This window comes from Nocardioides sp. P4_G10, from assembly GCF_056401175.1.
In genome coordinates this window covers 110,291-122,649 of the sequence record NZ_JBFUJV010000015.1, presented here as the reverse complement: position 1 = coordinate 122,649, position 12,359 = coordinate 110,291, and the positions used below count along the sequence as shown (strand labels likewise).

Below are 12,359 nucleotides of genomic sequence, written 5' to 3'. Positions count from 1 at the left end.
GCGGACGGACCCGGGAACCACTGGTCCCGGGTCCGTCCGCGAGGGAGGTGCTGAAGATCGGCGAGGTGATCAGGCGTTCTTGATCGCGGAGACGTCGAACTCGAGCTTGACCTTCTCGGAGACGAGCACGCCGCCGGTCTCGAGCGCGGCGTTCCAGGAGAGGTCCCAGTCCTTGCGGTTGATCGTGGTCGCGCCCTCGAAGCCGACGCGGGTGTTGCCGAACGGGTCGATCGCGGTGCCGGTCTCCTCGAAGGGGATCCTGACCGACTGGGTGGTGCCCTTGATGGTCAGGTCGCCGGTGACGGTCCATTCGGCGCCGTCGCGCTCGACGGAGGTCGACGCGAAGGTGATGGCGTCGTGGTTCTCGACGTCGAAGAAGTCGGCGGAGACCAGGTGGCCGTCGCGGTCGGCGGAGCCGGTCGAGACGCTGGCGGGGCGGATGGTGAGCGAGACGGTCGAGGCGGCCGGGTTCTCGGCGTCGACGTACGCGGTGCCCTCGAAGTCGGTGAACTGGCCGCGGACGGTGGTGACCATCGCGTGGCGGGCCGAGAAGCCGAGGCGGGAGTGGCTGGCGTCGATGGTGTAGTCACCGGTGAGCGCATCGCGCTCGGCGACGGCGACGGGGGCGGCAGCCTGGCTGGGCGTCGAGGCGGCGACGTGGGCGGCGGGCTTGGACGTGCGGCGGAAGAACGACATCGGGGGCTCCTGAGGGGGCGAGAGGTTTTGGTTGACGATTCAACCAACCTAACCGGTCGGCCGTCGTTCTTGTTCCCGCCTCGATGTGATCCGCGCCTCATGCCGACGGCCCGACCCTCCAGCGGTGGGAGGCCGGGCCGTCGCGACGGGTCAGGCGATCGACGAGGGGTGCTTCGCCAGCGGGGTGACCTGGATGTCCATGTGGGGGAACAGCGGCAACCCCGAGAGCAGGTCGTGGAGCGCGTCGTTGGACTCGACGTCGAAGATCGAGACGTTGGCATACTCGCCGACGACGCGCCACAGGTGCGGCCAGCGGCCGGAGCGCTGCACCTCCTGGGCGTACGCCTTCTCGCGGGCGACGAGGTCGGCCTTGACGTCGGCATCCATGTCGAGCGGGATCCGGACGTCCATGCGCACGTGGTAGAGCATCGGCGATCAGCCCTTCGCAGGGTCGAGGACGAAGCCGTAGGACACCGTCGCGGAGCCGTCGGCCTGCCGCTGCGGGTCGAGGATCAGCTCGGGCTTCACGGCCGAGGCGATGTCGTCGTCGTTGTGCTCGTCGCCGGGGAAGTAGAGCTGGGCCGTGAGGAGCTCGTGGCCGGGCGCGGAGACCTTGACGTGCAGGTGGGCGGGGCGCCAGGCGTGCCAGCCGGCGGCGGCGATGAGCCTGCCGCACGAGCCGTCGGTGGGGATCTGGTACGGCGCGGGCTGCACCGTGGTGATCTCGAAGTTCCCGTCGGCGTCGGTGGTGAAGGTGCCGCGCAGGTTCCACTCGGGGATCCCGGGGGCGAACTGCGAGTAGAAGCCGTCGTCGTCGGCGTGCCAGAGCTCGACCTTGGCGCCGCCGAGGGCGGACCCGTCGCACGAGGTGACCTGACCGCTCCACACGAGCGGGGTGCCGCCCTCGTCGTCGCGCATCGAGATGGTGCCCTTCGCGCCCTGCTCGGGAGCGTCCGGGACGTAGTAGGGGCCCTCGATCGAGCCCTTGTTGCCCTCGCGGTGCTCGGTGGCGACGTCCTCGACGACGTGCTCGAGCCAGACGTCGAGGAAGAGCGGCCACTCGCCGTCCTCGCCCACGCCGATCAGCCACGCCTTGAGGGCGTTGAACTCGTCGTAGGTGACCTTGTGGGTGCGCACGGTCGTGTAGATCGCCTCGAGCACCTCGCGGGCCAGGGTGTCGACCCGCTCGGCGGGGACGTCCTTGACCGCGGCGTACGGCGACTTGTCGGCGTGGAAGCGCTCGGTGGCGCTGGCGCCGGAGGCCGCTGCGGTGGCGGACTCGTTGACGGTGGTGGACATGGGGTGCTCCTCGGGAGGGGTGGGGTGGGGTGCGGCGGGGAATGGAAAAGGGGTGGAAAGGGTGGAAAGGGCGGGGAAGGTCCTGGTGCCGGTCAGTCCTGGCGGTAGCGCGCGAGCTTGTCGGGGTCGATGACCGCGCCGAGCCCGGGGCCGGACCGGGCGACGAGCTGGCCGCCGTGGATCTCGAGCGGGTCGGCAAGCAGGTCGTCGGTCATGTCGAGGAAGTTGGACAGCTCGCCCGCCCGGCGCGACGTGAGCTCGAAGGCCGAGCCGAAGGCGACGGAGCACAGCGAGCCGAGCTGGCCGTCGATCTGGTTGCCCATCACGAGCTCGACGCCCAGTCCCTCGGCGAGGTGGTGGACGCGCCGACTGGTGGTGAAGCCCGTGCGGGCGGTCTTGATGCTGATCGCGGTGGCGGAGCCGCCGAGGACCTCGCGGGTCACCTCTGCGGGGGTCACCACCGACTCGTCGGCGATGAAGGGGACGTCGAGCTGCTGCACCAGCCAGCGGCGACCGAGCACGTCGTCCGCCGGGCACAGCTCCTCGGCGAAGGTCAGGCCGAGGTCGCCCATCTCGGCCATCGCGCGCGCCGACTGCGAGGCCGACCAGCCACGGTTGCCGTCGACGTACAGCTCGACGTCGTCGCCGAGTCCCTCGCGCAGGGCGCGGACGACGGCGGTGTCGAGGCGGTAGGGGTGGCGGCCGACCTTCACCTTGAAGGTGGTGATGCCGTGGGTGTCGCGCATCCGCTCGGCCTCGGCGACCATGGCCGTGGGCTCGTCGAAGCCGAGCATGTGGGAGACGTGCATCCGGTCGGTGTAGCCGCCGAGCAGCTCGGTGACGCTGTAGCCCAGCGACTGGCCGAGGGCGTCCCAGATGGCCATGTCGAGCGCCGACTTGGCGGTGGGGTTGCCGATCGTGCGGGAGAGCCGGGTGTGGATCTGCTCGCGTTCCATCAGGTCGAGTCCGACGACCTGGCCGGCGAAGATGGTGTCGATGACCGCGACGATGCCGGCCTGGGTCTCGCCGTAGGTGAACGGTCGCGGTGGGGCCTCCGCGACGCCGACGACGCCGTCGTCGGTGGTGACGCGCACCAGCACGTGCTCGGCGACGTGCACCTCGCCGCTCGCGAACTTCAGTGCCTTGCGGTAGGGGATGGCGAAGGGGATCGCCTCCACCCGGGTGATCTTCATCGGACGACCTCGTCGGAGTCGGGGAGGGCTGCGGGGGAGTCGGCGGACAGCACGTCGAGGACGGCCAGCACCGCGGGGTTGGTCTCGTCGGCGCGCCACACCAGGGCCAGGTCGACGGTCGCGGCGTCGGTGACGTCGCGGAAGACCACGCCGGCGAGGGGGGCCGCCCGGACTGAGGCGGGGACCAGCGCGACGCCGAGGTCGGCTGCCACGAGCGGCAGCAGGACCGAGATGCCGGCCGCCTCGTGCTCGCGGATCGGCACGAAGTCCACCTCGCGCGCGCTGCGCAGGACGGCGTCGTTGACCGCGGAGTCCGGACCGGAGAACAGGACGAAGCGCTGGGTGCGCAGGTCACTCATCGAGATGCTCGGCTGGTGGGCCAGGGGGTGGTCCTCGGCCACCGCCAGCACCAGCGGCTCGGTCGAGAGGGTGCGCGAGGCGAGTCCGTCGCCGGACATCGGCGGACGGAGCACGCCGAGGTCGAGGGTCCCCTCGTGCAGCCCGTCGACCTGCGCGGGGGTGAGCAGGTCGGCGTGGATCTCGAGGGCCATCCCGGGGAGCGCACGCTTGACGGTGCGCGCCATCCGGGGCAGCTCGGTGTGGGCCCCGCTGCCGGTGAAGGCGATGCGGACGAGGCCCTGCCGGCCGGCGGCGATGCGTCGAACGCCGCGCACGCCGGCCTCGACCGACTCCAGGATGCGCGCCACCTCGAGCTGGAAGAACTCGCCGGCGGGCGTGAGCCGCACCTGGCGGGTGGTCCTGACGAAGAGAGGGGTGCCGAGCTCGGCCTCGAGCTGGCGGATGGACTGCGACAGGGCGGGCTGCGCCATGTGGAGGCGGTCGGCCGCGCGCCCGAAGTGGCGGGTCTCGGCCACCTCGGCGAAGTAGCGCAGGTGTCGCAGCTCCACGGGTCCTCCTCCGTTCGACTCCGATGGTGACGACGCTCACGTCGGCGTCGACTCACGGTAGGTCGGGACATTGATCGAGGACAAGGACTTGTTTCCGCGCCATTGATACGTCAGAGCGATCAATGGAGGGCCGTGTCTGGAGCGGGCTTCCGCGGTGCGCCCGGTCGGCGCATCCTGACTCCATGGCCGACCACACGGCAGCACGGGCGTCCGGGAGCCTGGCCGTCCCGCTGGCAGCCTTCGCGGCGGGCGCCGTGGTGGCGGTACTGCTCGGCGTGTTCGGTCGGGTGCACGACCCGACGCTGAGCGGGACGACCGACCTGGGCTTCCGCACCGTGATCGAGATGAAGGTCGTGCTCTCGACGGTGATCGGCGCGCTTGTCGTCCTCCAGCTGCTGAGCGCGCTCTGGCTCTACGGCCATCTCGGCGGCCGGCCACCGTCCTGGCTCGGCACGGCGCATCGGGTGTCGGGCGCGGTCGCGCTGCTGCTGGCGGTGTTCGTCGGCTACAGCTGCCTGTGGGCGCTCGGCCTGGAGGTGGGCACGATCCACACCGGCGAGTCGGTGCCGCTGCGCGTCGTCGTCCACGGCGTGCTCGGCTGCATGGTCTTCGGCGCGGTGGTGGTGAAGGTCGTGGCCGTGCGGGCCCGCCGCGCTCCCGGCTGGTTCCTGCCGGTCGCGGGCGGGCTCCTCTTCACGCTCCTGCTCGTCGTCGTGCTGACCTCGGCGGTCTGGTACGTCGCCGCGCGCGGCTGGCCCAGCCACGGCGGCTACTGATCCCGGTCAGCGACCCCAGCGGGCCGGGACCACCAGGCGCGCCACCACCCCGGCGTGGTCGGAGGGCCACAGGCCCGACGCCGTCATGTCGGACGGGTCGTCGCCGACGATGGTCGCCCGCGGTGCCTTCACCTCGTCGCTGAAGAGGACCAGGTCGATCCGTGAGGTGAGCGGGTTGTCCGGGTCGGTCAGCGTCGCGCCGAGGCAGCAGGTGAAGCCCGGGTCGCCCGGGTGGCTGCGCGTCCACGCGTCGTTGCCGACACCGGCCAGGAGGCGGACATACGCCGGGGCGTCGGGGGCGTCGGAGTTGTAGTCGCCGACGTAGACCATCGGGAGCGCGCCGAGCTGCGTCGTGAGCGCGGCCTGCGCGGCGAGGAGCTCGCCGACCTGGGCCACCCGCACCTGTTCGCCGTCGATGCCGGGGACCCCGAAGGCCTCGAGGTGGGAGTTGACGAAGCGGAACGTCGACTTGCCCACGGACAGGTCCGCGGAGCCCCATCCCCGCGCCACGGGCAGCTGGGCGCCGCCGATCGGGAAGCTGATGATGTTGGTGTAGGTGCCGGTGCGGGCGTTGGTCGTCGCGACGTCGTCGCGGACGATGATCACGTCACGGTCGGCGAGGCGCACCGCCCGCGTCGGGAACGTGGCAGTCGGGCTGGCGAGGTAGGGGATCGGCGGCGAGGAGAAGTTGTTCGACGTCGCGCCGATGACCTCGTGGTAGCCGGCGCCCCGCTCGGCGAGCGCGTCGAGGAGGAGGTCGAGGAAGTCGTACTCGACGGTCGGGTTGCTCGTCGTGCCGTTCAGCGGGTTGTACGCGAACGTCGTCCAGGTCGTGACCTCCTGCAGGCCGACGGCGTCCGGGTCGGCCGCCACGATCTCGTCGGCGATGGCCCCCATCCGCTCCGCGGGCCGGGTCGCCTGGACGGCTGCCCACGTCTGCGTCGCCGCACCGACGATGGCGGTGTTGTTGCCGCTGGCCAGGGCCAGCAGCATCGGAGTGAGGTCCGCGCCCAGGTAGAGGTTGCGGGTCATCACGGTGGCCGTACGTGCCGGGGTGCCGTGCCCGCCGCCGTGGCCACTCCCATGGCCACTGCCGTGCCCGCCGCCCGGGGGACCGGCGTAGACGCTCGCGCTGGGCACCATGGCGGTACCCAGCGCGAGTGCCGTGGCGAGGAGGCCGAGAAGGACGCGGTGGCGGGGGGCTCTGGTCATCTTCGGACCGTGGCACTCCCGGTCGCGGCGGGCAAGCCCCCATTTGGGGGCATTGCTGTCAGCCCTCGCGCGACCCCGAGAGAGCCGGCTGGGGATCCGCCGCGCCCGCGGGTGCCGGCTCCGCCGCATCCCTGTCGGAGAGGCTGGTCCGGTAGGTCTCCGGAGCGAGCAGCGCCGACACGAAGGTGATGGCGGCCAGCACGACGACGTAGATGCCGACCGGCCAGGAGGCGCCGTTGGCCGAGGCGGCGAGGCTGACGGCGATCAGAGGGGCGAAGCCACCGAAGATGATCGCGGCGAACTCTCGGCTCACGGCCGCACCGCTGTAACGGCTGGCCGTGCTGAACAGCTCGGACAGGATCACGCCCTGGACGCCGAACATGATGCCGACGCTGCCGCCCTGGGCGAGCGCGAGGGCGAGCATGGCGAGCACCGGCCGGCCGCTGTCGACCAGCATGAAGAACGGGAAGGCGAACGCGATCGCGTAGACCGCACCCACCATCAGCACGGGGCGGCGGCCGAACCGGTCGGAGGCGATGCCGGCCAGCGGGGCGGTGATCATCACGACCAGCCCGGCGACGAGGAGGCCGGTCGTTCCGGTCACCCGGTCGTAGCCGGCGTCGGCCATGTAGGAGAGCGCGAAGACCTGGTAGAGGTGGCTGAAGGAGAGGGGCGCCGCGACGAGGCCCATCACCAGCAGCATGCTGCGCCACTGGGTCCGCACCAGCGTGAGGAGCGGTGCCTTGGCCGGGGCGACGTCCTCGGTGGCCTCCTCGAAGGCCGGCGTCTCCTCCAGGCGCAGGCGGATCCAGAGGCCGAGCGCGATGAGCAGCAGGCTCGCCAGGAACGGCAGCCGCCAGCCCCACGCCGCGAACTGCGCGTCGGTGGTCAGCGACGTGGTGAGCAGCAGGGCGCCGGACGACAGCACCAGGCCGAGGTAGACGCCGGCCGCGCTGAACGATCCGAAGAACCCGCGACGGCCGGGCGGCGCGTACTCGACGGCGTACACGGAGGCGCCGCTGTACTCCGCGCCGGAGCCCATGCCCTGCAGCAGTCGCAGCACCACCAGCAGCAGGGGCGCGGCCATGCCGATCATCGCGTGGGAGGGGATGAACGCCATCGCCGTGGTGGAGAGGCCCATCAGCATCAGGGTCGCGATGAGGGCGGGGCGACGACCGTGCTTGTCGCCGATGTGTCCGAAGACCATCGCGCCGATCGGGCGGGCGACGAAGCCGACGCCGAAGGTCGCCAGCGAGAGCAGCAGCGACGTCGACTCCGACGCGGTCGGGAAGAACACCTGGCCGAAGACCAGGGCCGCGGCGGCGCCGTAGAGGAAGTAGTCGTACCACTCCAGCGCCGAGCCGAGGAGCACGGCGGTGCAGACCCGCGTGAGCGTACGACGGTCGGTGGCCGGCTGGCCGGTGGACGACCCCGGCGGCGGCCCGGACGGGCCCGACGGGGTGGACGGGGTGAGGGTGTGGGACATCGAGGTCTCCGGTGGTGGATGGCTGCACGCGGGCGCGCAGCAGCGGCTCCCGGCACGTCGTCGTGCCGGGGGTGCGGACCGGGTCAGCGGCGGGAGGCGGTGACCCGTTCGAGGGTGCGTACGTCGGCCGCGGCGCGGGCGGGAGCCCAGCCGTAGCGACCGGGAGCCCAGTCCTCGTCACCGGGGACCCAGAAGAAGAACGTCACCTGACGCTCGGCGAAGCGCCACCGGCCGTCGTCACCGCGGACCATCTGGTCCTGGTAGCGCCCGGCGGCGACGTGGGCGCGACCGTCGACGACACACGGCTGGTCGAGCCACGTCGCGCCGGTCGCTGCGTGGGCAGGTGTGCCCACGAGGTCGATGGTCTCGTTGGAGGAGAAGTGCCACCAGGCCGACAGCGGGCCGTCCTGGAGGTCGGAGAAGAAGGTGCGCAGCTCGTCGTGGCCGCGGGCGGTGGAGAGCCCGACGAACGCGCCGCCGGGGGTGAAGAGGTCGACCAGGTCGTCCCAACGGCCGTCGTCGAGGGCCTGGCAGTAGTGCGCGCGGAGCTGCCCGATCGCGTGCAGGTCCTCCAGGCGGCGCACGCGTGCGGCCAGGTCCTCTGCCGGGTGCTCTGCCGGGTCCTGCTCGGGCGTCGGCACGTCAGACCCCGACCGGCACCCGGACCGGGGCCCCGGTCCGCTCGGAGATCTCCTCGACGGTGACGCCCGGCGCGAGCTCGACGAGCTCGAAGCCGTCGTCGGCGACGTCGAGGACGCCGAGGTCGGTGACCACGCGGTCCACGACCCGACGACCCGTGAGCGGCAGGTCGCACTCCGCGACGAGCTTGTGGCTGCCACTGCGCGACACGTGCTCCATCAGCACGATCACCCGGCGGGCGCCGCTGACGAGGTCCATCGCGCCGCCCATGCCCTTGACCATCGACCCGGGCACCATCCAGTTGGCGAGGTCGCCGGCCATGGAGACCTGCATCCCGCCGAGGACGGCCGTGTCGATGTGGCTGCCGCGGATCATCGCGAAGCTCAGCGACGAGTCGAAGAACGAGGCGCCCGGCAGCACGGTGACGGTCTGCTTGCCGGCGTTGATGAGGTCGGGGTCGACCTCGTCCTCGTAGGGGTAGGGGCCGACGCCGAGGATACCGTTCTCGGCGTGCAGGGTCACCGTCGAGGTCGCCGACAGGTGGGCCGGGATCATCGTCGGCAGGCCGATCCCGAGGTTGACGTACTCGCCCGGCTTCAGCTCCAGCGCCGCTCGGGCGGCCATCTCGTCACGCGTCCAGCTCATGCCGTCGCCGCCTCTCGGGGTCGGGTGGTCAGCTTCTCGATGTCCTTCTCGTGCGCCTGGGCCGGCGTCAGCTCGACCACGCGCTGGACGAAGACACCGGGCAGGTGGACGTCGTCCGGGTCGATGTCGCCGATCTCGACGACCTCCTCGGCCTCGACGATCGTCAGTCGACCGGCCATCGCGGCCGGGATGTTGAAGTTGCGCGCCGAGGCGTGGAAGACGCAGTTGCCGGCGCGGTCCACCTTGGCTGCCCGGACGAGGGCGACGTCGGTGACGATCGACTCCTCGAGCACCATGTCGATGCCGTGGAAGGTGCGTACCTCCTTGGGCTCCGAGGCCAGCGCCACGGTGCCGTCGGGGTGGTAACGCCAGGGCAGGCCGCCCTCGGAGACCATCGTGCCGACGCCGGTCGGGGTGAAGAACGCCCCGATGCCGGCCCCGCCGGCCCGCATCCGCTCGGCGAGGGTGCCCTGCGGGGTGAGCTCGACGGTCAGCTCACCGGCGAGGTACTGCCGGCCGAACTCCTTGTTCTCGCCGACGTACGACGCGATGACCCGGGTGATCCGCCGTGCCTCGAGGAGCAGGCCGAGGCCCGCGCCGTCGACGCCGCAGTTGTTGGAGACGACCGTGAGGTCGTCGGCGCCCTGGTCGAGGAGGGCGCTGATCAGCGTCCACGGGATGCCGACGAGGCCGAAGCCACCGACCGCCAGGCTGGAGCCGGGCGCGATGTCGGCGACGGCCTCCTCGGCGCCGCTGACGACCTTGTCGATGCGGTCGATGGTGCTCATGCCGATCCGCCCTTCAGGTGCGCGACGATCGCGTGGGTGATGGTCTGCGGCTGCTCGGCGTTGGCGAGGTGGGCCGAATCCGGCACGACGAGCAGGCGCCCGTCCTGCACGCTGTCGGCGATCGCCTCGAGGTGCGGGGGAGGGGTGGCCGGGTCGTCGGCGCCGGCGATCGCGAGCGTCGGGGCGGTGATGCGGGGGAGGTCGTCGCGCAGGTCCATCTCGGCGATGACCTCGCAGCACGAGGCGTAGCCCTCGGCGGGGGTCGCCGCCACGATGCCCTCGCACGCGGCCTTCACGTCGGGGTTCTTCTCCAGGAACTCCGGGGTGTACCACCGCGCGACGACGGCCTCGGCCACGGCGGTGCTCCCGTTCGCGCGCACGGTCGCGGCGCGGTCGTGCCACGCGCTCGACGGCTCGAGCCGGGCGCCGGTGCACAGCACCACGAGGCGGTCGACGCGCTCGGGGTTGCGGGCGGCGAGGCGCATGCCGGTCATGCCGCCCAGCGAGAGGCCGACGACGTGCGCCTTCGCCACGCCGAGGGTGTCGAGCAGGGCGACGACGTCGTCGGCGAGGTCGTCGATGTCGTAGGGGCCCTGCGGGACGGGCGAGCCGCCGTGGCCGCGGGTGTCGTAGCGGACGACGCGGAAGTGCTCGGCCAGCTCGTCGGCCTGGGCGTCCCACATGGACGTCGTGGAGCCGAGGGAGTTGGCCAGGACGACGACGGGCGCGTCCTCCGGCCCGGTCACGACGTGGTGGACGGCGACGGCGCTCATTTTCGGGGTCCCTGGTCGAAGCGGAGCGAAGCGAGCATTCGGCTGGGGTGAATCATGACGCGACCCGCTCGAAGATCGCGGCGAGGCCCTGGCCGCCGCCGATGCACATGGTCTCGAGGCCGTAGCGCGACTCGCGGCGCTGCATCTCGTGGGCCATCGTCGCGAGGATGCGGGCGCCGGTGGCGCCCACGGGGTGGCCGAGGGAGATGCCCGACCCGTTGGGGTTGAGCCGCTCGTCGGTGGGGTCGACCTTCCACTCGCGCAGGCAGGCGAGCACCTGGGCGGCGAACGCCTCGTTGAGCTCGATCAGGTCGATCTCGTCGAGGGTGAGCCCCGCGCGGTCGAGGGCGGCGGCGGTCGCGGGCACCGGGCCGATGCCCATCACCTCGGGGCCGACACCGGCCACGGCCCACGACCTCAGCGCGAGCAGCGGGCGCAGGCCGCGACGCTCGGCCTCCTCGCGGGTGGTCACCACGCACATCGCGGCGCCGTCGTTCTGGCCGCTGGCGTTGCCGGCGGTGACGGTGGAGGCGTCGTCGATCTTCTGACGCACCGGCCGCAGAGCGGCCAGCTGCTCGAGGGTCGTCTCGGGGCGGGGGTGCTCGTCGCGGTCGACGACGACGTCCGGCTTCCCGCGGCGGCCCGGGACGGTGACCGGCACGAGCTCGTCGGCGAACCGGCCCGCCTCGTGGGCGGCACCGGCCCGCTGCTGGGAGCGGACCGAGAGCTCGTCCTGCTCCTCGCGCGAGATGTCGTACTCCTTGCGGAGGTTCTCGGCCGTCTCGAGCATGCCACCGGGGACGGGGTGGTCCTTGCCGCCGGCGGTCTCGCGGGCGCGGACCAGGCGGTCCATCAGCTCGACCGAACCGCCCTTGACCCCGTTGCGAAGGCTGAGGGCGTAGTGCTCGACGTTGGACATCGACTCGGCGCCGCCGGCGACGATCAGGGTGCCGCCGCCGCTGGCGATCTGCGAGGCGGCGTAGAGCACCGCCTGCAGGCCGGAGCCGCAGCGACGGTCGAGCTGGAGGCCGGGCACGCCGGTGCCGAGACCCGCGTCGAGGGCGGCGATGCGGCCGATGGCCGGGTTCTCGCCGCTGGGGTAGCAGTTGCCGAGGATCACGTCGTCGACGTCGCCCTCCTGCAGGCCCGTCCGACGCACGAGCTCGGTCAGGGTGGTCGACGCCAGGTCGACGGCGGACAGGGAGGCGAACGCGCCCCCGAAGCGACCCACCGGGGTGCGCACGGGTTCACAGATGACGATGTCGGGCATGGATCGAACCTAATCGTGACGTTCGATACAGTGAAGTATCTGTTTGGCTGTCACTGAGACGTTCGACGTCCTAAAGCGCGATAGTCGGCCCTTGCGGCCGGGGAGCGCCCGGCGCGATCATGGGAGCCGGCGAGGGGGGAATCGCGTGGACGCAACGAGATGGAGTGCTCGCGCACTGATCGCCTGCGCGGTCGGCGCGACGCTGGTCGTGGCAGGTACGGCGCACGCAGGGACGGGAGCGTTCGAGGACCCGCTCGGCGACTCGACGTCCGTCGACATCAGCCAGGTGCGAGTCGTCCACAGGAACGCGGTGAAGGTGAGCGTCCGCTCGGCCGTCCCCCTGGCGGCGGGGCAGGTCTACTCCTTCTGGATCGACACCGGGCGCGGGCCGCGGCCGACGTTCCACGTGTCGTTCCGCGCCAACTCCGACTTCAGCGACTCGCTCGCGGTCGTGCGGTCCTTCGGTCAGCGACCGACGCGCGTGGTGCGGTGCCCGGGCATGCGCGCCCACGCCGACATGTTCGACGAGGCGCCGGTGTCGCTCCGCATCCCGCGGCGCTGCATCGGCGACCCGAAGCGGGTCCGCGTGGCGGTCAAGTTCGAGGACGAGACCACCGGCTCGGTGGACTGGGCACCGGAGCGACGGACGTTCACGCCCTGGGTGGCGCGGTAGC

14 protein-coding genes are annotated in these 12,359 nt (G+C 71.9%); 2 read left to right on the top strand and 12 right to left on the bottom strand.

The window, feature by feature from the left end; genetic code table 11:
• Positions 1 to 69: 69 nt before the first annotated feature.
• From AC1DP1_RS15895 to AC1DP1_RS15875, 5 genes are all read right to left on the bottom strand, one after another.
• Positions 70 to 696, bottom strand: coding sequence for a YceI family protein (locus tag AC1DP1_RS15895; protein ID WP_477507632.1), 627 nt, complete (start codon positions 694 to 696; stop codon positions 70 to 72).
• Between the two features lie 150 nt (positions 697 to 846).
• Positions 847 to 1,125, bottom strand: coding sequence for a muconolactone Delta-isomerase (gene catC / locus AC1DP1_RS15890; RefSeq protein ID WP_477507631.1), 279 nt, complete (start codon positions 1,123 to 1,125; stop codon positions 847 to 849).
• A gap of 6 nt (positions 1,126 to 1,131) precedes the next feature.
• Positions 1,132 to 1,995: a catechol 1,2-dioxygenase gene (catA, locus tag AC1DP1_RS15885; RefSeq protein WP_477507630.1), complete on the bottom strand. Its 864-nt coding sequence runs from the start codon at positions 1,993 to 1,995 to the stop codon at positions 1,132 to 1,134.
• Positions 1,996 to 2,087: 92 nt separating this feature from the next.
• The gene (locus AC1DP1_RS15880; protein ID WP_477507629.1) at positions 2,088 to 3,188 is read right to left on the bottom strand and encodes a mandelate racemase/muconate lactonizing enzyme family protein; all 1,101 of its coding nucleotides are present in this window, start codon (positions 3,186 to 3,188) and stop codon (positions 2,088 to 2,090) included.
• Positions 3,185 to 4,096 carry a LysR family transcriptional regulator gene (locus tag AC1DP1_RS15875; protein WP_477507628.1) on the bottom strand — a complete coding sequence of 304 codons (912 nt, stop codon included), beginning with the start codon at positions 4,094 to 4,096 and terminating at the stop codon, positions 3,185 to 3,187. Before AC1DP1_RS15875 ends, AC1DP1_RS15880 begins: the two co-directional genes overlap by 4 nt.
• A 182-nt stretch (positions 4,097 to 4,278) precedes the next feature.
• Between AC1DP1_RS15875 and AC1DP1_RS15870 the strand changes: the two genes are divergently transcribed.
• Positions 4,279 to 4,872, top strand: a complete 594-nt coding sequence (locus tag AC1DP1_RS15870) for a DUF6529 family protein (RefSeq protein ID WP_477507627.1) — start codon at positions 4,279 to 4,281, stop codon at positions 4,870 to 4,872.
• Positions 4,873 to 4,878: 6 nt separating this feature from the next.
• Here AC1DP1_RS15870 and AC1DP1_RS15865 read toward each other — a convergent pair whose 3' ends face one another.
• The 7 genes from AC1DP1_RS15865 to AC1DP1_RS15835 form a co-directional block, all read right to left on the bottom strand.
• Complete coding sequence (locus AC1DP1_RS15865) at positions 4,879 to 6,084, bottom strand: endonuclease/exonuclease/phosphatase family protein (protein WP_477507626.1); 1,206 nt, start codon at positions 6,082 to 6,084, stop codon at positions 4,879 to 4,881.
• A 58-nt stretch (positions 6,085 to 6,142) separates the two neighbouring features.
• Positions 6,143 to 7,570, bottom strand: coding sequence for an MFS transporter (locus AC1DP1_RS15860; RefSeq protein WP_477507625.1), 1,428 nt, complete (start codon positions 7,568 to 7,570; stop codon positions 6,143 to 6,145).
• 83 nt (positions 7,571 to 7,653) lie between these two features.
• Positions 7,654 to 8,211: a nuclear transport factor 2 family protein gene (locus tag AC1DP1_RS15855; protein WP_477507624.1), complete on the bottom strand. Its 558-nt coding sequence runs from the start codon at positions 8,209 to 8,211 to the stop codon at positions 7,654 to 7,656.
• A 1-nt stretch (position 8,212) separates the two neighbouring features.
• Entirely contained in the window at positions 8,213 to 8,854 is a 642-nt protein-coding gene (locus AC1DP1_RS15850) for a CoA transferase subunit B (protein ID WP_477507623.1), read from the bottom strand.
• Complete coding sequence (locus AC1DP1_RS15845; protein WP_477507622.1) at positions 8,851 to 9,642, bottom strand: CoA transferase subunit A; 792 nt, start codon at positions 9,640 to 9,642, stop codon at positions 8,851 to 8,853. Before AC1DP1_RS15845 ends, AC1DP1_RS15850 begins: the two co-directional genes overlap by 4 nt.
• Positions 9,639 to 10,415 (bottom strand): 3-oxoadipate enol-lactonase, encoded by a 777-nt coding sequence (gene pcaD / locus AC1DP1_RS15840; RefSeq protein ID WP_477507621.1) that lies wholly within the window; start codon positions 10,413 to 10,415, stop codon positions 9,639 to 9,641. Before pcaD ends, AC1DP1_RS15845 begins: the two co-directional genes overlap by 4 nt.
• Positions 10,416 to 10,467: 52 nt before the next feature.
• Positions 10,468 to 11,685: an acetyl-CoA C-acetyltransferase gene (locus tag AC1DP1_RS15835; RefSeq protein WP_477507620.1), complete on the bottom strand. Its 1,218-nt coding sequence runs from the start codon at positions 11,683 to 11,685 to the stop codon at positions 10,468 to 10,470.
• Positions 11,686 to 11,830: 145 nt separating this feature from the next.
• On the opposite strand from AC1DP1_RS15835, the gene AC1DP1_RS15830 reads away from it, so the two are divergent.
• Positions 11,831 to 12,358 (top strand): hypothetical protein, encoded by a 528-nt coding sequence (locus tag AC1DP1_RS15830; RefSeq protein ID WP_477507619.1) that lies wholly within the window; start codon positions 11,831 to 11,833, stop codon positions 12,356 to 12,358.
• Position 12,359: the final 1 nt, after the last annotated feature.

Excerpts from the sequence above, each read along its gene's own strand:
- AC1DP1_RS15895 (WP_477507632.1), bottom strand. The coding sequence starts at position 696 with ATGTCGTTCTTCCGCCGCACGTCCAAGCCCGCCGCCCACGTCGCCGCC.
- catC (WP_477507631.1), bottom strand. The coding sequence starts at position 1,125 with ATGCTCTACCACGTGCGCATGGACGTCCGGATCCCGCTCGACATGGAT.
- catA (WP_477507630.1), bottom strand. The coding sequence starts at position 1,995 with ATGTCCACCACCGTCAACGAGTCCGCCACCGCAGCGGCCTCCGGCGCC.
- AC1DP1_RS15880 (WP_477507629.1), bottom strand. The coding sequence starts at position 3,188 with ATGAAGATCACCCGGGTGGAGGCGATCCCCTTCGCCATCCCCTACCGC.
- AC1DP1_RS15870 (WP_477507627.1), top strand. The coding sequence starts at position 4,279 with ATGGCCGACCACACGGCAGCACGGGCGTCCGGGAGCCTGGCCGTCCCG.
- AC1DP1_RS15865 (WP_477507626.1), bottom strand. The coding sequence starts at position 6,084 with ATGACCAGAGCCCCCCGCCACCGCGTCCTTCTCGGCCTCCTCGCCACG.
- AC1DP1_RS15860 (WP_477507625.1), bottom strand. The coding sequence starts at position 7,570 with ATGTCCCACACCCTCACCCCGTCCACCCCGTCGGGCCCGTCCGGGCCG.
- AC1DP1_RS15850 (WP_477507623.1), bottom strand. The coding sequence starts at position 8,854 with ATGAGCTGGACGCGTGACGAGATGGCCGCCCGAGCGGCGCTGGAGCTG.
- AC1DP1_RS15845 (WP_477507622.1), bottom strand. The coding sequence starts at position 9,642 with ATGAGCACCATCGACCGCATCGACAAGGTCGTCAGCGGCGCCGAGGAG.
- pcaD (WP_477507621.1), bottom strand. The coding sequence starts at position 10,415 with ATGAGCGCCGTCGCCGTCCACCACGTCGTGACCGGGCCGGAGGACGCG.
- AC1DP1_RS15835 (WP_477507620.1), bottom strand. The coding sequence starts at position 11,685 with ATGCCCGACATCGTCATCTGTGAACCCGTGCGCACCCCGGTGGGTCGC.